This window comes from Sphingobium xanthum, assembly GCF_019737615.1.
In the GTDB taxonomy this organism is placed as follows: domain Bacteria; phylum Pseudomonadota; class Alphaproteobacteria; order Sphingomonadales; family Sphingomonadaceae; genus Sphingobium; species Sphingobium xanthum.
In genome coordinates this window covers 455,505-473,068 of record NZ_JAHKKS010000002.1, presented here as the reverse complement: position 1 = coordinate 473,068, position 17,564 = coordinate 455,505, and the positions used below count along the sequence as shown (strand labels likewise).

The window sequence follows — 17,564 nt, the reverse complement described above, 5'->3', positions numbered from 1 at the left end:
CGCGGTCTCTTCACAAAAAGGTGAGGTTGCCCCGGTGATGGCACCGGTTCGGAGGCAGTTCAAGCGATGTGCCTTGGCGATAACCCGGCTTGTCGCGCACAGTTGATTTGCGCAATATCGGGTCGGGCGAAGAAACGGGGGATGGGATGCACTCGGCATTGGTCGGAAAAACCAGGCTTGCGAGCCGCGTGGCGGTGGGCGCCATCACGCTGATCGCGCCGTTCATCGGAACGATGGCCAATGCGCAATCAAAGACCGAAACAGGATCCGCGCTTGCGGCCCCGCTCACCTTGCCGGATGCCGCCGCGGTGTTCGGCATGCGTCAAAGCGTCCTTCACGCGAGCCTGTCGCCGGATGGAAGGTTTCTCGCTGTCGTGCAGCCCAACGGCTCCCGCGGAGAGCAGGTGAAGGTCCTGGATCTCACCGATCCGAATGCCGGCCCGCTGCCGATCGCAGCGGTGGACGGCAATCCGGACAGGCTCAACTGGTGCCGCTGGAGTGGGGTACGGCGCCTCATCTGCGAGCTTTACGCCGCTGTCCGCCTCGACAATGGCGATGTCAGCTACGTGTCGCGCCTGGTCGCCATGGACGCCGACGGCAAACGGATCCAGACGATCCGGCTGCCGCAGCGCAATGGTCAAACGCTGGGCTACACGCTGTTCGGCGGTGCAGTGCTCGACTGGAACACCGGCGAGGACGGCCATGTCCTGATGGTGCGCCGCTACGTACCGGAATTCTCGACAGGGACGCGACTGGTGCAGTCCGAAGAGGGCCTTGCCGTCGATGACATCAACAGCATCAGCCTTGGCACGAACACGATCCTCAAGGCGCGCAAGGATGCGCAGGAATAGGCGTTTGTATACTTTGCAAACGCGGGAGCCGCTGATATGACATTCCCATGTTTTCGGGGGATTCGCTATCAGTTCTGCTGTTCTTCGTTGGAACAGCATTGGCCGGGTTGATGGGCGCCATTGTCGCTCCTTCCGGATGGCGCGCGAACGTGCTCTGGAGCATTGCGGTGGTGTCTGTCGTCGCCACCTTGGGCTGGCTCGTAGCGCCGTCTGCCAGTCCGGCAGTTCAGGCTATTCGGCCCGTCCTCTCTGCTGTCGTCCAGAGTGGCGCATTGCTTATGGTAGGCACCGTTGGGATCGTAGCTCTCATGGTCGGCGGACGCCGGGCGCCAGCCACGGCGCCTGTTCTTGAAGAGGCACCTAAATCTCCGACGCGCTCGGCAAGCGACGTGATCAATTCTCTTACTAACGCGCGCCACAGGGCTAAGCAGGCCCTTACAGTTCGTCGAGACGCTGACTTTGAAAGGGCACTTGCCGGGCTTGCCGCCGCTTTTTTGAGCGCCCAGAAGCTGTTTGGAACCCCGATGCCACCAAGAAGAGACCGGGTAGTTTGGAACTTGGAGGCCGCTGTTCGTATGGCCGATCTAGTGATCCCATTGCTCTCAGAAGGTCATGTCGATGAAGCAATCCGGGGCGCCAACGAGTTTGTGAGCCAGCTCAATCCTGATCCGGGGCAGGCTCAGGTTTAGCCTTCACCACTTTCTTCAACCGTTCATCCCAACGCGCTTCATCCTCGTCCGCTTCCAACTCGCGGGCTAGTTCCTTGAACTTGTCGAGTTGTGGTTTTGGTTTGTCGGTCATACGTCTAGCCCACTTAAATTTAGCGCCTCTGGCCTCACCACACTCAGCAACCACTGATCCGCGATAAGGCCATTCAGATCCAGGGGAGAGAGATGCCTCGGATCACGACCGCCGTTGTCGTAAGACACGAAGTGATCGACGCCCGCAACAATTGCCGTGGCAATCAGAATGCAGTCCGGCTGTTGTGGAGGCTTCTTCGCAGCGGGGTTATTCTCTCGAATCTTCTGATAGAAATTTCGGATCTCATAAGCTGTATCGATCACGCGCTTCGTAACGCCGATTACTTCGACATTTGGCCTAGCCTGCAAAGATCGCCAAGCTCGAAACATAGTCTCGTCATGCTTGCATTCTAATATTTCAAGCTTTGTGAATTGCGACAGGACTGCTGCAAGCTTCTTAGCGTGTATTTCGTTTAGAATGCCAGAGATTGCCGAAACTCCGGAATCCGCTTCTCTACCCAGCCATCCAATGACTGCGTTAGTGTCGAGAAAAATGCTGAGAGGCTTATTGCCAGCCATTGCGGTGCTCAGAAAGCCTTTCGAAAATTTCGGAAGTTTCATCGACAGAGTAATGCTGCGCAAATTTATCTAGCGGTTCAACGTCATCGTCTAGCCGCTCAATGCTTTTGACACGTATTCTGTGCGGAAGCATCTCTTTGGGGCGATAGACAGCCTCCCCGGTCACGCTAACCTTGTGCTGCAGATTGTCTCTCACCAACGCCTCTTGTTCTGGCGTGAAGTCGCAAGTGATCCAGCGCCGGGAAACAGCAGGGTAGAGGCGGAAGGTGTTTGTCTCGTTGTGTAGGTTCAACTCATCGAGAGAACCTTCCCAATCTTCCTCGGCAACTTCAGTTTTAAACTTGATATTGGACAGGGCGGCAGAAATTTGCACGTCGAGCGCATCCGCGCGCTCACCGTAGCTGAAATCTACCAAGCGCAACCCATTGCCGATAGGTCGGAGCGCTTTCCTGACGGCATCTAGCGCTCTTGCGCCAAGGGCCTCTGGATCCTTCCCGTTGCGCAAGTCAGACACAGCCGAAAACCACAACGCCATAACAGCATCAACAGGCCTAGAAGCGAGTTCGGTATTCCATTCAGGACGAAGCGCTATGGTCGGCGTGGAATGATGCAAATCAGCCAGACGCCAAGTAATCGTAGCCTTGCTATGAATTTGCTCGTCAATCGCCTCTAATATCTCGGCAAGCGCACCAATTTCGAGCCGCCATGCATCAAACTCAGGCATGCCTTCTTCTTCGCCGGAACCTGTCACGGCAATCTCAAAGAGTTGGCCTGTTTCGATCACATCAAAAATCTCCGAAGGAGATTCTATGTGGTGGGCGAGTCGCTGTAAAGATGTATTCCGGTGTGGCTTGGTCCGCCACCGGCTCCGGTTTCGCTTCTCAGGTTTAGGCGCTGGCGGCGGGCCGCTCACCAGTTGACCTGTAGCTCAGACGCTTGCCGACGATGCCCTTGATCGCTTCAACCGAGCGATCCGCATCGTTGAAGCCCACGGCCTCACGGTTGGAATAGCGGAAATCAAACTCGGCCAGATAGCGGTGCAGATGCTTCTTCGCGCAGTGCTGATAGACGCCCTTCATGCCGCGCTTGAAGATCGAGAAATAGCCCTCGACGGTGTTCGTGTGGATCACGCCATCAACGTACTCGCCTCGGCTGTGGCGCGTGTAACCGTGCGTGAAGGTATAGCGCATGTTCTTGTAGAAACCTGCGTCGTCGGTCATCAGATAAGCCTCGCGGGCGAGGTTCTCGACGGCGATACCGGTCACGATGTTGATGTTCAGCTTGTCCACAACCATCGAGCGAGCGCGACCCCTCTCGCGGTCAACGAGGGTCACGACCTTCATCTTGTGACGAACGCCGCCTTTGCCCATCTTCACGCCCGGCTCTTGACCAATAAAGGTTTCGTCCATCTCGACCGCGCCGCCAGTGTTGCCAAACGGAAGGTCAAGTTCCCCGGCGCGCATCGCTTCACGGATGCGGTGAGCCAGAAACCACGCGCTCTTGTAGGTGATTTCGAGCATGCGGTGGAGCTGGTGGGCAGACACGCCCTTCTTGCTGCTCGTCATGAGATAGACGGCCTGCAATGCCTTGTGGAGCGGCAAGCGCATATGCTCGAACACCGTGCCGATCTTGACGGTGAACTGCTTCTTGCAGTCACCACAGCGCCACAGGCCCTCACGGATGCGCTTGGCGGGGTTCGCCTTCACCTTGGTAACGCGGCCCATGCAGCCGCAATGCGTGCAGACGACTCCGTCCGCCCAGATGATCCGCTCCAGATGAGCGAAGGCAGCTTCTTCGCTGTGGAACTCGGGGCGACTAAGAACGGACATGTCATTGACTCCTTGTAGGAATCTTATGTCACATCAGCGGTGTGTTTGCAAGGTATATAAACGCCCAGGAATATATCAGCGATGGCCGGGGCCGCGTGCGGATCATGGGCTATGATCCCGAGCAGAGCGATGAAGGCTATTCCTCGAGCAAGACGCGCTACCTTTATCGAAGCAAGGACAAGGACGGCTGGGAAAATCTAGGTGACTATGACAGTGCGAGCGGCGAGGGATTCAATCCCTATCATGTCGATCCGGCGCTCGACGTCGCTTATGGTCTCAAGAAGACCGACGGGCGCGAGGCCGCCTACTCGCTTTCGCTCGACGGCAAGGCGACCGAGCGGCTCATCCTGGCCCGGCCCGATGTCGATGTGAACGGCTTTGCGACGATCGGTCGCAACCGCCGCGTTGTCGGCGTCACCTATGAGACGGACCGGCACGAGGTTTTCTATTTCGATGCCGATCTGAAGCGCCTGGCCGCCTCGCTCGCCAGGGCGCTGCCCACAATGCCGCTCATCCGCTTCGCCGATTCCAGTCAGGATGAGCGCAAGTTGCTGGTCTGGGCCGGCAGCGACAATCATCCCGGCCGATATTATCTGCTCGATCGCGATGCGCGCGGCATGAGCGAACTCGCCAACAGCAGGTCCGGTCTCGAGGAATTGCCGCTCGCGACGGTGAAGCCGGTGCAGATCAAGGTCGCCGATGGCACGCTGGTCCCGGGCTATCTGACCTTGCCGCCGGGGTCCGGAGGCAAGAACCTGCCGGCCATCGTCATGCCGCATGGCGGGCCAAGCGCGCGCGACAGCTGGGGCTTCGACTGGCTCGCGCAGTTCTGGGCCAATCGGGGCTATGCGGTACTGCAGCCGAATTTTCGCGGATCGTCAGGCTATGGCGACGCCTGGTTCCAGACGAACGGCTTCCGGAGCTGGCAGGTCGCCATCGGCGACGTGACGGACAGCGGAAAATGGCTGATCGAGCAAGGCATTGCCGATCCCAAAAAGCTGGCAGTGCTTGGCTGGTCCTATGGCGGTTACGCCGCGTTGCAGTCTGCCGTCACGCAGCCAGATCTGTTTCGCGCGGTCGTCGCCATTGCGCCCGTTGCCGATCTTGGGCGATTGAAAGATGAGTCTCTGCTGCGTTCCAACTATCTGGTGTCGAAAGACTTTATCGGCAGCGGCGCGCATATCGAGGAAGGATCGCCGGCGCGCCAGGCGGCAAAGATCAAGGCGCCGATCCTGATGTTTCATGGCTCTTATGACGTGAATGTGAGCATTCGCCAGTCCGAGCTGATGGCCGAACGGCTGCGCAGTGCCGGCAAGCAGGGGCAGCTCGTCACCTTCGACAAGCTCGATCACTATCTCGACGACAGCATTGCCCGGCGGGACATGCTGATTCAGTCGGCGACCTTCCTGGAGCAGAGCTTTGCCAGCGCGAAATGACTTGGAAAGGGCTTCCGGCTCCAGAGCGCGGGCAAGCGCAGCGAACTCGTGGTTTACGAAGGACTTGCGCACAGCCTCGTGGATAGCGATGTCCGTGCCGACATGCTCCAGCGGGCGGGCGACTTCCTGCTCGTAGCGGGAAAGTAGCTCCGGCTTGTATCGACATTGCCCTGCGCTCGCCTGCGTCCCCAGCTTGCGCCAGGCTGCAGATGATGTCTCGAGCGTTTTTCTAAATAATCAATTAAAAACAGTATCTTGGATAAATATCGAAACGAAAGGTCACACTAGGGTCACACTATCGAACATGTTTCTCCCCTGCGGCACCGGTGGCGGGGGAAGGGATTTTTTGGACCCGAGAAAGAGCGCGGTCCGGGGTGCCATAGGTCGGAGGCCGTAGGACAGCGATTTTCTCGGGGCACGACGCGGCCTTCCTCTCGCGCATTGATGTCGATCCGGCCTAGCGCGCCTGCGCCATGCCGGCCCAGGCCGGCGGCGCGGGTGGGCGGAAGTCGCTTTCGCGCCAGATCGGGCGGGGCGGTTCTTCCGGATTGGCCGGGGCATTGCGCAGATAGCCGAAGAAGGTCGCGATGTGGCGCTCGGCCGTGTCGATGATGGCCGTGCGGCCATGCATGAAGCGGCTGTTGTCCAGCATCAGAAGGTCACCATCCCGCCAGTCGATGGCGCAGCTCAGGCGGTCGCCGGTGGCTTTGATCGCCTGCAGCCAGTCTTCCGGCACCGGCTGGCCGTCGTCCAGCACGGGGAAATCCGGCCGTCCGTTGTTGAACCGGGCGAAGAGCAGGAAATTTCCGAAGGCGGCATCGTCCGTGAACAGCGGCTTGTGCAAGGCCGGGCGCGAGAAGATGCGCGCTATGCCGCCCGGCGTGCGGGCGAAGCGGTATGGGCAGGTGTCGGGCAGGTCATCGAGAAGCGCGTCGCTCGGCTGGTCGGTGCCGAGCCAGAAGCGGAGCAGGGCGGGCCAGGTGCCCTGGACATGAACGAGACGGCGATTGGCGAGGCCTTCGCGCACATGAGCCGGCATCTGGCGGACGAGCGCCACGCCGTCGCAGATTGTTGTCGCGCCGCCGGACCGTGGCGCGCGGAAACAGGCGAACATCGCGACGTCCGGCTTCCACGGCTCCCGCGACAGCTCAGGGTGGAGCGGAAAGGCGTTGGTACCACCATCGACCGACAGGATGCCTGCATCCGGGGCGATCGGTGCGCGGCCCGGGCTCTCGTTGATGACGGATGTCGCGCAGAAGCGGCGGGCGAATAGGTCGAACCGGTCGACGTCCATCGCAAAGCCGCGGAACAGGATCGCGCCATGCGCGCGAAACAGGCGATCGATCAAGCCGGTCTCGATCCGGTCGAGAGTTTCGCTGCTTTCGGCTTGTGCCAGCACATAGGGCCGGCCGGGCTGCGGATCGTCGAAAATCGCCATGGCATGCGGGCCATAGCCCATCCGTTTCCGCGTCGCTATATGCTCGGTCATGCCGCTTTTGCCCGATCTCCTGCGCTCACCCGATCATTATCTGCACAGCTTCGACGGGCCGGATGCGGTGTTCGTGCGCATGGATCGCGGGGCCTATCGTCGATCCATCTTTCTCGATCAGCGCATTCAGCCGCTTTCGCCGGAGCCGCTGATCGTGCCCTTGCGCGACATAGGGGCGATGCCGGAAATCGACCGCGTCGGTTGGATTTTTCATCTCGCGCACAGCGGATCGACCCTGCTGGCACGGGCACTGGACGTGCCGGACGGCAATCTGGTGCTGCGTGAACCCCTCGCGCTGCGCCAGATGGGGGTCGCGTACGAACCAGCGCGGCTGGATATCGTGCTGGCCCTGCTCGGACGGCGCTACGCAACGGACCTTCCGACCATCGTCAAGGCCAACGTTCCGGTGAATGCCATCCTGCCGCAGATCGCCGCACGCAGTCCGAGTGTCACAGCGATTTTCCTCTGGTGCCCGCTGAACGACTGGCTGCTCGCCGTGTTGCGGAGCCCCGGGCATCGGCAATGGGTGCGCGGCATCACGCAACAATTGTCCGGATGGCTCGGCGATCTCCCTGCGCTCGACGATCCCTGCCTCGCGGCTGCGCTCTGGCTGAAGCAGATGCGGGCGTTCGAGGCGGCGATGACGATCTGGCCCGAGGCGCGCAGTCTGAATGCAGAGTGTTTCTTCGCCGATCCAGCGCCGGTCATGATGGCCGCCGCGGCGTTGCTCGACGTGCCTGTGGACGCGGATCGTGTGGCGCGGATCGTGGATGGGGAATTGTTCGCCAGCGACGCCAAGCGGCCGGCCATGAAGTTCAACAATGAGATGCGCCTCGCTCGCCGCGCGCTCCTGGAGGCCGAGCTCAAGCCCGAGCTGGCGCGGGCGCAGCGCTGGCTGGAAGAAAAAGGGGCGGGCGATCTTGCGCTTGGGCGATCGCTGATCTGACGCGCGCTTAGCGCTCGCTTTCCTGTTCGGTCCGTGCAAACCTGTCCTTCGGGGAGCAGGATGCTACAAGAAACGCAGGCGCCGATCGAGCTCGGCGATATCATCGATCATCGGCCGATGACCGCGACGCAGATTCTTGTGGCCGTGCTGTGCGCGGCCGCGCTGTTCGTGGACGGATACGGCATTCAGGTAATGGCGCTCGCCGTGCCATCGCTGGCGAAGAGCTGGGGCTTGCCGGAAGCGAGCTTCGGGCTGGCGCTCTCGGCGGTGGTGATCGGCATCACTTTCGGCGCGGGAATACTCGGGCCGCTGGGCGATCGCATCGGGCGCAAGACCATGCTCGTCGCCGCGATGATTCTGATCGGCATCGCCACGGCTTGCACGGCGTTTGCGACCACCACGGGCGAGTTCGTGCTCTGGCGGCTGCTCACCGGCGCTGCGCTCGGCGCGGGCATTCCCAACGGCGCGGCGCTTACGTCCGAATATGCGCCGGTCGCGCGGCGATCGCTGGCGGTCGGCCTCATGAACATCGCTTCGCCGCTCGGTGCGTTCAGCGCGGGCTTCATCGCGCCGCCGGTGCTGGAGGCCTTTGGATGGCGCGGGGCATTCATCATCGGCGGCATCGGGCCGCTGTTCATCGCACTGCTGATCGTGTCGCTCGTGCCCGAGTCGCTCAAGTTCCTTATCATCCGCAAGCCGGCCGATCCGCGCATCGGCCATATCCTGCGGCGGATCGCGCCCGATATCGATCCCGCGACGGTTCATGTGCAGCCGCCGGCAAAGGCCCCAAGGACATCGCCACGTCAACTCATGAATGCCGAGTTTCGCGCGCGCACGCTGCTGCTCTGGGCGATGCTTTGCCTCAACCTGTTCAATCTCTATGTGCTGCTGAGCTGGCTGCCCTCGTTGCTCCAGCATAGCGGCTGGGCGATGGCCGATGCGCTGCGCGGCGCGGTGCTGATCCAGGCGGGCGGCATTGCCGGCGGCATCCTCATGTCGAGCCTGCTCGATCGCGGCGCCACGCGCGCGGCACTGGCGGGCGGTTTCTGCCTCATCGCGGTCTCGCTGCTGCTGTTCCTTGCCGTGCCCAACGGAGTTGGATGGGTGTTCCTGCTCCTGTTCGTCGGCGCCGGCGTTTCCGGTTGCCAGACGGGCCTCAACACGCTGTCCGCAGCCTTCTATCCGCCGGCCATCAAGGCGACCGGTGTCTCCTGGGCGCTTCTCATTGGCGGCATTGGTTCGACCCTCGGGCCGATCACCGGCGCCTGGATGATCCAGATCGGCCTCGAAGCGCCTCAGATCCTCGCGCTGCTCGCCCTTCCCGCTCTGCTTTGCATCGCGGCCGTGAGCGTGATGAAGCGCCGCTGGCAGGCCTATTGACGGGCGGGCAGGGCGGCCCGATGCTGGGATCGGAGAGAGGATGACGACATGGCAACTGCAACGATCAACGCGACAAGCGTGAAGGCGACACTCAACTATTTCGATCCGAACGTGCCGCGAGGGCGGTTCGATCTGGTCGAGCCGGAGCGCAACCTCATGCCGATGGAGCCGCACGAGGTCGATATACGCGACATGCGCGCTGCTCCCGGCGCAGTCAGCATTGCGCAGCAGGGCTTCCTGCTCGCGCAGCATAACAGCAAGGTCGCGCGCAGCCCGGAGATGCTCGACACCAATCTGATCGCGCAGGAGGGGCTGCCGCCCATCAACCAGGCCTATTATGACGAACTGCTGCCGCTCATCCACGAGATCAGCGGCGCGCGCGAAGTGATACCGCAGGCAACGGGGCTCACCGTGCGCTTCAGCGCGCGGTCCAAGCGGCAGAGCTGGGCCGGTGCGGCGGGCTTCATCCATCTCGACGTGACCGAGCAATCGGTGCGGCGCTTCCTCGATTTCAGCCTGAAAGCCGCTGGTCGCGAGATCGCGCCCTATAGTCGCGTCGTGCTGTATCAGACATGGCGGACCGTCTCCGATCCGCCGCAGGACAATCTGTTGACGCTGTGTGACCGATCGTCGGTAAAGGACGCCGATGTGGCCTTCTACGATGCGGTGATCGGCGAGAAGGGATCGGTGCTCGAAGTCATCGAGGCGCGCAGCTGCCGGTACAGGCCGGAACATCGCTGGTGGTACGCATCGGACATGGGCGCGGAGGATGTGCTGGTGTTCATCGGCTATGACTCGGCCGAGCCGGATGCCGTGCAGCCATTCCATACCGCCTTCGATGTGCCGGGGCAGGGGGATGCCGCGCCGCGCGCCAGCCTCGAAGCGCGCTTCTTCGCGTTCTACGATTGAGTGGCCGGGCGATGAGCATGCTGGCCGGCAAGGTGGCGATCGTGACCGGGGCAGGGCGCGGGATCGGCCGCAGCCATGCGCTGACGCTGGCGGCGCAGGGCGCGTCCGTCATCGTCAACGATCTCGGCAGCGGCATCACCGGCGGTGGCAGCGATGGCGGGCCGGCCGCGGCGGTGGCGGACGAGATCCGCGCGGCGGGGGGCGCCGCGATTGCCGATGCGACCGATATAGCCGGGTGGGATCAGGCGAAGGCGCTGGTCGATCTGGCGCTCGCGCGCTTCGGTCGGCTGGACATCCTCGTCAACAATGCGGGGATCACGCAGTATGAGTCGATCGCGACCGAGAGCGGCGCGGGGTGGGAGCGGGTGCTTGCCGTCAACCTGACCGGCACGGCGGCGCTCATGCATTGGGCCGTGCGGCATTGGGGGGAGCAGGGGCCGGAGCCCGGCCGCGCGATCGTCAACACCTCCTCGCCGGCCGGCACCAATCCGCCGCCCGGCGCGACCTCCTATTGCGTCTCCAAGGCGGGCGTCGCGGCACTGACCATGGCGACCGCTTCGGAGATTGCGCATCTTGGCGTCCGGGTGAATGCCTTGGCGCCGATGGCGCGCTCGCGGATGACCGATGCCGTGCCTATGCTCGATGATATCATGCGGACGCCCGAGCTCGGTTTTGATCGGATGGCGCCGGACAACATCTCGCGGCTGATGCTGTATCTGGCCTCGCCCGCCTGTCGATTTACGGGGCGTGTCTTCGGCGTCGATGGCGACGACATCTATCTGTTCGAAGGGATGAGCGCGGAGACGCATCTGTCGAATGGCGGCGCGGCATGGGAGCAGGAGGCGCTGGCGGATGCGCTTGGGTCGGTCGAACGACAGGATCGCGCCTATATGATCGCTCCGAACATGCATCTGCGCGCTGGCGCGCCGAGCCAGGCGGCGTTGGATGCGCTGGACGCGGCGGCGCGCGGAGAGCGGGCAGCGCCTGCGTGGAAGTCCATCATCGAGAGCTGATTCCGTACCCCTAAGAAGAAGGGCGGCCCGTCGCCGGACCGCCCGTTCTTGTGTTCCCTGACGTGACCGATCAGCGCGAGTAGAACTCGACGACCAGATTCGGCTCCATCTTCACCGGATAGGGCACTTCGTCCAGCGTCGGAACGCGGACATAGGTGATCTTCGCAGCGCCATCGGGAGCGATATAGTCGGGAATGTCGCGCTCGGCGAGGCCCTGCGCTTCCATGACCAGCGCCATTTCCTGCGCCTTCTTGCCCAGCGTGATCTCGTCGCCCGGCTTCACCAGACGCGACGCGATGTTGCACTTCACGCCGTTCACATAGATGTGGCCGTGCGAGACGATCTGGCGGGCCGAGAAAATCGTCGGCGCGAACTTGGCGCGATAGACGACGGCGTCGAGGCGGCGCTCGAGCAGGCCGATCAGGTTCTGGCCCGTGTCGCCCTTCATGCGGCTGGCTTCGAAATAGTTCTTCTTGAACTGCTTCTCGGTCACATCGCCATAATAGCCCTTGAGCTTCTGCTTGGCGCGCAGCTGGATGCCGAAGTCCGACATCTTGCCCTTGCGGCGCTGGCCGTGCTGACCGGGACCATATTCACGCTTATTGACCGGGGACTTGGGACGGCCCCAGATGTTCTCGCCCATGCGGCGATCGAGCTTATACTTGGCGCTGGTGCGCTTCGTCATGATGATGATGTCCTTCAATTGCTAACAACGTCTGCCGCGACCCTTTCGAGGCTCGGCGTCGATCCCGGTTATCCGCCGAATTCCCATGTTTCAGGGGTCGGGCCACTGCTTCACCGAGGTGCAGGGCCAATTGCGAAGGCGCGCCTATGACGGCGGAGGGGGGATAAGTCAAGGATTTGGTGGGAGCTGCTTTCCTCGCCCCGTTCGGGGAGAGGATACGGAGCCTTGCGAGCGGAGCGAGTTAGGCGGAGTTGGAGAGGGGGCGCGACGTTGCGCAAAACCCCTCTCCAAGTTTCGCTAGCCGCGTTCGCGGCAAGCTGCACTGTCCTCTCCCCAAGGGGGCGAGGATAGTCACGCCCGCGCCAGCTCCTTGGTTGCTTCGCGCCGTGTCCGGACGCCCGCTGCCAGATCGTCCAGAACCGTTACCGTGGTCTCCCAGTCGATGCAGCCGTCGGTGATGCTCTGGCCATAGACGAGCTTCTGACCCGGAACGAGGTTCTGTCGGCCCGCGACGAGATGGCTCTCGATCATCACGCCCATGATGCGTGTCTCGCCTGCCGCGAGTTGACCCGCAATATCTGCGATCACCGCCGGTTGGTTCTCGGGCGTCTTGCTGCTGTTGGCGTGGCTGGCGTCGATCATCACGGCCGGGGCGAGACCCTGTGCGACCAGCCCGTCACAGGCGGCCGCGACGCTCGCGGCATCATAGTTCGGCGCCGTGCCGCCGCGCAGGACGACATGGCAATCCTCGTTGCCGGTCGTCGAGGCGATGCCGGCGCGGCCGTCCTTGGTGACGGCGAGGAAATGATGCGGCTGCGAGGCGGCCTTGATTGCGTCCATCGCGATGCGCAGGTCGCCGCCGGTGCCGTTCTTGAAGCCGACCGGGCAGGAGAGGCCGGAGGCCATTTCACGGTGGATCTGGCTCTCGGTCGTGCGCGCGCCGATCGCGCCCCAGCCGACGAGGTCTGCAATGTACTGGGGCGTGATGACGTCGAGGAACTCGCAGGCGGCGGGCATGCCGAGGCCGTTGATCTCCAGCAACAGGCCACGCGCGAGGCGGATGCCCTCGTCGATGCGGAAACTGCCGTCCAGATGCGGGTCATTGATGAGGCCCTTCCAGCCGACGGTGGTGCGCGGTTTCTCGAAATAGACGCGCATCAGGATTTCGAGATCGCCCTTGTGTCGCTCGCGCTCTGCGATGAGGCGGTGGGCATAGTCCATCGCCGCTTCGGGATCGTGGATCGAGCAGGGGCCGACCACGACGACGAGGCGATCGTCCTTGCCATGCAGGATCTCGTGGCACGCCTCGCGCGCGGCGGTGACCGTGCGGTTCGCCTTGGGCGTGCGGACGAGCTGCGCCATTACTTCGACTGGCGGGGTCAGCGGATCGATCCGTCGGATGCGGACGTCGTCGGTGGAATGGGGCAGGTGCTTGCTCATCTGGGCTTCCTCATCATCGTCTGGGAGCCAGTCTGGCGGCAAAAGAAAAGCCGCCAGAAGCTGGCGGCTGGTTGGTTGTCGTCCGGGTCCTTTTGTCAGGCCGCGCCGAAACCTCCGTCCGCCAGGGGCGTCGGATAGCTAAAGTACCAAAAGGACACGGCGTTCGGTGACATGACGCAGCGTCCTTACGTGAAGGCCAGCGTCTGCGCAAGGATTGAACGCGACGCGCCCGCGCGGCGTTCCGTCCTATTTCTGGAATGCCGGTTCGGAAGGCGAGAGGGCAGGCCGCGACGGTGTCGACAGCCGCACGCCATCATAGAGGAAGCGTAGCAGCGGCGAGCGCTTTACGATCAGCCAGCAGCCCCAGCTCAGCGCGAAGGTGAGCGCCATGAAAAGTGGCGCCTTGATGCCGAGCGGGATGGCCAAATGCGGTCCGGCGAACACCACGAGCGCGGCGAGGATAGGCAGGTGGAACAGGTAGATGACGAAGCTTGCATCGACCAGCGCTTTCACGGTCGGCGAGGGGCGGTCGGCGACGCGCTTGATCAAGGCGATGAGTGTCTGCGTCACGCCGACAGCGGCCAGCGTATCGAGGAAGCGGCCATATGGCGGCCAGAGAAGTTCGCGGAAGGCGAGATCAATCGCCAGAGCCGCGAGTGCGAAAACGATGAGCGGCGGCGACAGGCGATAGAGCGTGTTTTTCAGCGCGGGCGCGCGGGCGATGATGCCACCGAGCAGGAACCAGGGCGCGAATTCGATCAACTGATCGAGACGCAGGATCTGCTGATAACCATTGGTCGCGAAGCCGCCGATGTAGAACAGCTCGATCATGCCGGCTTGCCAGATACCAAGCAGGACGGCGATAGCGATCACGACCGGCACGACATGGCGCGCGAGCCATTGGTCTGTCCGCGGCGTCAGTGTTGCCCTCTGAAGGCTGGGGAAGAGCCAGCAGCATAGAGCGACGGCACTGCTCAAATAGAGCAGGACGATGAGGAACCAGAGATGGCGGATCCAGTAGCCCCCCGATGTCGCGCTGTTGTGATCCCATGAGGTGAGCGCGTCGCGCCAGTCCAGATTGGAGAGCTCGCAGATGAGGTTGAGCAACGGGTTGAGCGTCAGCAAGGCGGCGACGAACGGCACGCCGAGCCGCGCGAAGCGGCTCCGCAGCCAGAGTCCCGGCGAACGGCGCGCGAGAAGCAGCATCGCGAAGTAGCCGGTGATGAGGAAGAAGGCCGGCATGCGGAAGCTGTGGATGGCTTGCGCAATCCAGTTCAGGGCGATTACGCCCTCGCCCGACGTGAGAATCCACGGCATGTCGAGCCGATAGGCCATGGCGACATGATAAGGGATGCCGAGCAGCATCAGCAGGGCGCGCAGCGTGTCCCAATGATGTTCGCGTGGCTGGTGCGTGCGTGCGGTTGTCCGGCTTTCGATCATGCGTCCCAGTTCCTCATCGGCCGAATGGGCAGACGCGGGCCGTGTTCCGGCCGTTGCGACGGGCGGGCCAGACAAGCGGGCGAAGCGAGGAAATGCGGCTTAGCGCGAGCGCGGATTGGCCAGCGAGGAGAGGACACCGCGCAGGGTGCGGACCTCCAAATGATTCCAGCCGGGCTTGGTCAGGAGATTGCGCAGGGTGCGCCGGGTCGCGGCGGCGCGGCTGGGCGGGAAGAAATAGCCGGCCTCGTCCAGCATGCCTTCGAACTGGCCGATCATGCCCTCCAGCTCGTCCTGCGGGGCAGGGGGCAGAATCTCGGTCAGCGTGGGCTGCTCGAGCGCGGCGTGCTTGGACCATTCATAGGCGCAGAGGATGACGGCCTGAGCGAGATTGAGCGAGCCGAACTCGGGATTGACCGGCACGGTGAGGATCGCGCGGGCGAGGGCGACGTCGTCGGTTTCCAGGCCTGAGCGCTCCGGGCCGAAGACGATCGCCGAGCGGCCGGTCGCGTCCCGGATGTCACGGGCGGCTTCTTCCGGTGTCAGCACCGGCTTGGTGACGCCTCGCTTGCGGACCGTGGTCGCATAGACATGCGCGCAATCGGCAACTGCGTCCGCCAGCGTCTCGTAAACCTGCGCCTGCGCCAGCACTTCGTCCGCCCCCGCAGCGGAGGGACCGGCATCCGGGTTCGGCCAGCCGTCGCGCGGGGCGACGAGGCGCATCTCGGTTAGCCCGAAATTGAGCATCGCCCGCGCCGCCTTGCCGATATTCTCGCCAAGTTGCGGACGGACCAGAACGATGACCGGCGGCATGACGCCCGCGCTCACTCCCCGCTCACCTCGCGGATGGAGCCGGCGAATTCCTGGAAATCCTTGGCCTCGGTGAAGTCCTTGTAGACGCTCGCGAAGCGGATGTAGGCGACGCTGTCGAGGCCCTTGAGCCCTTCCATGGCGAGCGAGCCGATGCGGGCGGAGGCGACTTCGCTCTCGCCGCTGGTTTCAAGCTGGCGCTGGATGCCGGAGACCAGCCGCTCGATGCGGACATTGTCTATGGCGCGCTTGCGGCAGGCGAGCTCGATCGAGCGCGCCAGCTTCTCGCGGTCGAACGGTTCGCTGGCGCCGCCGGACTTCACCACGACGATGTCGCGCAGCTGGATGCGCTCGAAGGTCGTGAACCGCGCCGCGCAGCCCTCGCACTGGCGGCGGCGGCGAATGGCTGCGCCGTCCTCCGTCGGACGGCTGTCCTTCACCTGGCTGTCTTCATGTCCGCAATAGGGGCAGCGCATCTATTTGCGGATCCTCGACCAGAAGGCGATGCCGGCACCGGCCACCAGGCCGAGCGGCAGCGAGACCAGCGGCAACACCACGCCCGCGACCGCGCCGATCGCCGCGCCGGTCAGCACCGGCTTGGTCGATGGGTGGCTCAGGCCCTGCTTGGCCATGCCGGAGATTTCCGTCTTGGCCTTTTCGAGAAGATCGCCCTGTTCGTTCATGGCTCTCAAACCTCTCAGTAGATCGGGAAACGGGCGGTCAGGTCCTTGACCTTGTCGCGGACATGCGCCTCGACCTGGCCGTCGCCTTCCTCGCCATTCTTGCGCAGGCCCTCGACCACTTCGGCGATCCACTGGCCGATCAGGCGGAACTCTGCCTCGCGGAAGCCGCGGGTCGTGCCGGCGGGGGTGCCGAGGCGCAGGCCGGAAGTGACGAAGGGTGAAGCCGTGTCGAACGGCACGCTGTTCTTGTTGCAGGTGATGTAAGCGCGATCGAGCGCCTTCTCCGCGGCCTTGCCGGTCGTGTTGCGCGAGCGCAGGTCGATCAGCATCAGATGATTGTCCGTGCCGCCCGAGACGACCGCGACACCAGCATCGGCGAGGCTGGCGGCCAGCGCCTTGGCATTGGCTGCGATCTGACGGGCATAGGCCTTGAACTCGGGCTGCAGCGCCTCGGCGAAGGCGACGGCCTTGGCCGCGATCACATGGACCAGCGGGCCGCCCTGCAGGCCGGGGAACACGGCCGAGTTCATCTTCTTGGCGAGCGCCTCGTCATTGGTGAGGATGATGCCCGAGCGGGGGCCGCGCATCGACTTGTGCGTGGTGGTCGTGACGACATGGGCATGCGGGAAGGGCGAGGGATGCGCGCCGCCCGCGACGAGGCCCGCGAAGTGCGACATGTCGACCAGGAGATAAGCGCCGACCTCATCCGCGATGGCGCGGAAGGCAGCGAAGTCCCACAGGCGCGGATAGGCGGTGGCGCCCGCGATGATGAGCTTGGGCTTGTGCTGACGGGCGAGCGCGGCCACAGCATCCATGTCGAGCAGCTGGTCTTCCTTGCGCACGCCATAAGGCACGCAATTGAACCACTTGCCGGACATGTTGACCGGCGAACCGTGGGTCAGATGGCCGCCTGCCGACAGATCGAGGCCCATGAAGGTGTCGCCCGGCTGGAGCAGCGCAAGGAACACGGCCTGGTTCATCTGGCTGCCGCTATTGGGCTGCACGTTCGCGAAGGCGCAGCCGAACAGCTGCTTGGCGCGCTCGATGGCGAGGTTTTCGACCACGTCGGCCCACTCGCAGCCGCCATAATAGCGCTTGCCGGGATAGCCTTCCGCGTACTTGTTCGTGAACACCGAGCCGGTCGCTTCCAGAACCGCCTGGCTGACGATGTTCTCCGAGGCGATCAGCTCGATCTTGTCCTGCTGGCGCTTGAGTTCACCCTGAATGGCCGCGAACACCTCCGGATCGGCTTCCGCCAGACCGGCCGTGAAGAAGCCGGGCGCGCGGATCGCGAGTTCGTTCGAATTATCGGCGACGGCGGACGTGGCAGTCATGGG

At 63.3% G+C, this 17,564-nt stretch carries 18 protein-coding genes and 1 pseudogene; 6 read left to right on the top strand and 13 right to left on the bottom strand.

The genetic code is table 11. The features are described from left to right. Positions 1 to 10: 10 nt before the first annotated feature. On the bottom strand, positions 11 to 319 hold the full coding sequence (locus tag KM135_RS05405) for a hypothetical protein (protein ID WP_221712938.1): 309 nt from the start codon (positions 317 to 319) through the stop codon (positions 11 to 13). An 85-nt stretch (positions 320 to 404) separates the two neighbouring features. Between KM135_RS05405 and KM135_RS05400 the strand changes: the two genes are divergently transcribed. Continuing rightward, a complete protein-coding gene (locus KM135_RS05400) occupies positions 405 to 851 on the top strand; it encodes a hypothetical protein (protein ID WP_221712937.1) in 447 nt (148 codons plus the stop codon). Between the two features lie 657 nt (positions 852 to 1,508). On the opposite strand, the gene KM135_RS05395 is transcribed toward KM135_RS05400, so the two are convergent. The 4 genes from KM135_RS05395 to KM135_RS05380 all read right to left on the bottom strand — a co-directional run bounded on the left by KM135_RS05395 (position 1,509) and on the right by KM135_RS05380 (position 3,999). Continuing rightward, a complete protein-coding gene (locus KM135_RS05395; RefSeq protein ID WP_221712936.1) occupies positions 1,509 to 1,652 on the bottom strand; it encodes a hypothetical protein in 144 nt (47 codons plus the stop codon). Then, positions 1,649 to 2,170, bottom strand: a complete 522-nt coding sequence (locus KM135_RS05390) for a type II toxin-antitoxin system VapC family toxin (protein WP_221712935.1) — start codon at positions 2,168 to 2,170, stop codon at positions 1,649 to 1,651. Before KM135_RS05390 ends, KM135_RS05395 begins: the two co-directional genes overlap by 4 nt. After that, positions 2,157 to 2,954 carry a hypothetical protein gene (locus tag KM135_RS05385; RefSeq protein WP_221712934.1) on the bottom strand — a complete coding sequence of 266 codons (798 nt, stop codon included), beginning with the start codon at positions 2,952 to 2,954 and terminating at the stop codon, positions 2,157 to 2,159. Before KM135_RS05385 ends, KM135_RS05390 begins: the two co-directional genes overlap by 14 nt. A gap of 103 nt (positions 2,955 to 3,057) precedes the next feature. Then, positions 3,058 to 3,999 (bottom strand): IS1595 family transposase, encoded by a 942-nt coding sequence (locus KM135_RS05380; protein WP_221712933.1) that lies wholly within the window; start codon positions 3,997 to 3,999, stop codon positions 3,058 to 3,060. A gap of 41 nt (positions 4,000 to 4,040) precedes the next feature. Here KM135_RS05380 and KM135_RS20135 point away from each other — a divergent pair, with 41 nt between their 5' ends. Further along, positions 4,041 to 5,435, top strand: a complete 1,395-nt coding sequence (locus tag KM135_RS20135; RefSeq protein WP_221712932.1) for an alpha/beta hydrolase family protein — start codon at positions 4,041 to 4,043, stop codon at positions 5,433 to 5,435. A gap of 457 nt (positions 5,436 to 5,892) precedes the next feature. Here KM135_RS20135 and KM135_RS05370 read toward each other — a convergent pair whose 3' ends face one another. Next, positions 5,893 to 6,924: a TauD/TfdA family dioxygenase gene (locus tag KM135_RS05370; protein WP_221712931.1), complete on the bottom strand. Its 1,032-nt coding sequence runs from the start codon at positions 6,922 to 6,924 to the stop codon at positions 5,893 to 5,895. Here KM135_RS05370 and KM135_RS05365 point away from each other — a divergent pair. The 4 genes from KM135_RS05365 to KM135_RS05350 are packed head-to-tail and all read left to right on the top strand — an operon-like array spanning position 6,923 to position 11,172. Further along, positions 6,923 to 7,870 carry a hypothetical protein gene (locus KM135_RS05365; protein ID WP_221712930.1) on the top strand — a complete coding sequence of 316 codons (948 nt, stop codon included), beginning with the start codon at positions 6,923 to 6,925 and terminating at the stop codon, positions 7,868 to 7,870. The two genes, KM135_RS05370 and KM135_RS05365, sit on opposite strands and share 2 nt — an antisense overlap. Before the next feature lie 60 nt (positions 7,871 to 7,930). Then, positions 7,931 to 9,250: an MFS transporter gene (locus KM135_RS05360; RefSeq protein WP_221712929.1), complete on the top strand. Its 1,320-nt coding sequence runs from the start codon at positions 7,931 to 7,933 to the stop codon at positions 9,248 to 9,250. Between the two features lie 48 nt (positions 9,251 to 9,298). Then, the gene (locus KM135_RS05355) at positions 9,299 to 10,159 is read left to right on the top strand and encodes a CmcJ/NvfI family oxidoreductase (protein ID WP_221712928.1); all 861 of its coding nucleotides are present in this window, start codon (positions 9,299 to 9,301) and stop codon (positions 10,157 to 10,159) included. 11 nt (positions 10,160 to 10,170) lie between these two features. Then, positions 10,171 to 11,172 carry an SDR family NAD(P)-dependent oxidoreductase gene (locus tag KM135_RS05350; protein ID WP_221712927.1) on the top strand — a complete coding sequence of 334 codons (1,002 nt, stop codon included), beginning with the start codon at positions 10,171 to 10,173 and terminating at the stop codon, positions 11,170 to 11,172. A 70-nt stretch (positions 11,173 to 11,242) separates the two neighbouring features. On the opposite strand, the gene rpsD is transcribed toward KM135_RS05350, so the two are convergent. The 7 genes and pseudogenes from rpsD to glyA all read right to left on the bottom strand — a co-directional run bounded on the left by rpsD (position 11,243) and on the right by glyA (position 17,561). Continuing rightward, positions 11,243 to 11,857: a 30S ribosomal protein S4 gene (gene rpsD, locus KM135_RS05345; RefSeq protein ID WP_221712926.1), complete on the bottom strand. Its 615-nt coding sequence runs from the start codon at positions 11,855 to 11,857 to the stop codon at positions 11,243 to 11,245. A 351-nt stretch (positions 11,858 to 12,208) separates the two neighbouring features. Next, positions 12,209 to 13,297 (bottom strand): 3-deoxy-7-phosphoheptulonate synthase, encoded by a 1,089-nt coding sequence (locus tag KM135_RS05340; protein WP_281422135.1) that lies wholly within the window; start codon positions 13,295 to 13,297, stop codon positions 12,209 to 12,211. 246 nt (positions 13,298 to 13,543) lie between these two features. Then, entirely contained in the window at positions 13,544 to 14,737 is a 1,194-nt protein-coding gene (locus tag KM135_RS05335; RefSeq protein ID WP_221712925.1) for an acyltransferase family protein, read from the bottom strand. A 99-nt stretch (positions 14,738 to 14,836) separates the two neighbouring features. Then, positions 14,837 to 15,547, bottom strand: a pseudogene (locus KM135_RS05330) (RNA methyltransferase); the annotation flags it as partial. 11 nt (positions 15,548 to 15,558) lie between these two features. After that, positions 15,559 to 16,020 carry a transcriptional regulator NrdR gene (gene nrdR, locus KM135_RS05325; protein ID WP_221712924.1) on the bottom strand — a complete coding sequence of 154 codons (462 nt, stop codon included), beginning with the start codon at positions 16,018 to 16,020 and terminating at the stop codon, positions 15,559 to 15,561. Beyond that, on the bottom strand, positions 16,021 to 16,227 hold the full coding sequence (locus KM135_RS05320) for a hypothetical protein (protein WP_221712923.1): 207 nt from the start codon (positions 16,225 to 16,227) through the stop codon (positions 16,021 to 16,023). A 14-nt stretch (positions 16,228 to 16,241) separates the two neighbouring features. Next, entirely contained in the window at positions 16,242 to 17,561 is a 1,320-nt protein-coding gene (gene glyA, locus KM135_RS05315; RefSeq protein WP_246605752.1) for a serine hydroxymethyltransferase, read from the bottom strand. Between the last annotated feature and the right edge of the window lie 3 nt (positions 17,562 to 17,564).

Coding starts and splice junctions, on each gene's coding strand:
- KM135_RS05390 (WP_221712935.1), bottom strand. CDS start 2,170: ATGGCTGGCAATAAGCCTCTCAGCATTTTTCTCGACACTAACGCAGTC.
- glyA (WP_246605752.1), bottom strand. CDS start 17,561: ATGACTGCCACGTCCGCCGTCGCCGATAATTCGAACGAACTCGCGATC.
- KM135_RS05370 (WP_221712931.1), bottom strand. CDS start 6,924: ATGACCGAGCATATAGCGACGCGGAAACGGATGGGCTATGGCCCGCAT.
- KM135_RS05350 (WP_221712927.1), top strand. CDS start 10,171: ATGAGCATGCTGGCCGGCAAGGTGGCGATCGTGACCGGGGCAGGGCGC.
- KM135_RS05340 (WP_281422135.1), bottom strand. CDS start 13,297: ATGAGCAAGCACCTGCCCCATTCCACCGACGACGTCCGCATCCGACGG.
- KM135_RS05335 (WP_221712925.1), bottom strand. CDS start 14,737: ATGATCGAAAGCCGGACAACCGCACGCACGCACCAGCCACGCGAACAT.
- KM135_RS05380 (WP_221712933.1), bottom strand. CDS start 3,999: ATGTCCGTTCTTAGTCGCCCCGAGTTCCACAGCGAAGAAGCTGCCTTC.
- rpsD (WP_221712926.1), bottom strand. CDS start 11,857: ATGACGAAGCGCACCAGCGCCAAGTATAAGCTCGATCGCCGCATGGGC.
- KM135_RS05320 (WP_221712923.1), bottom strand. CDS start 16,227: ATGAACGAACAGGGCGATCTTCTCGAAAAGGCCAAGACGGAAATCTCC.
- KM135_RS05365 (WP_221712930.1), top strand. CDS start 6,923: ATGCCGCTTTTGCCCGATCTCCTGCGCTCACCCGATCATTATCTGCAC.
- nrdR (WP_221712924.1), bottom strand. CDS start 16,020: ATGCGCTGCCCCTATTGCGGACATGAAGACAGCCAGGTGAAGGACAGC.
- KM135_RS05395 (WP_221712936.1), bottom strand. CDS start 1,652: ATGACCGACAAACCAAAACCACAACTCGACAAGTTCAAGGAACTAGCC.
- KM135_RS05355 (WP_221712928.1), top strand. CDS start 9,299: ATGGCAACTGCAACGATCAACGCGACAAGCGTGAAGGCGACACTCAAC.
- KM135_RS05405 (WP_221712938.1), bottom strand. CDS start 319: ATGCCGAACACCGCGGCGGCATCCGGCAAGGTGAGCGGGGCCGCAAGC.
- KM135_RS05360 (WP_221712929.1), top strand. CDS start 7,931: ATGCTACAAGAAACGCAGGCGCCGATCGAGCTCGGCGATATCATCGAT.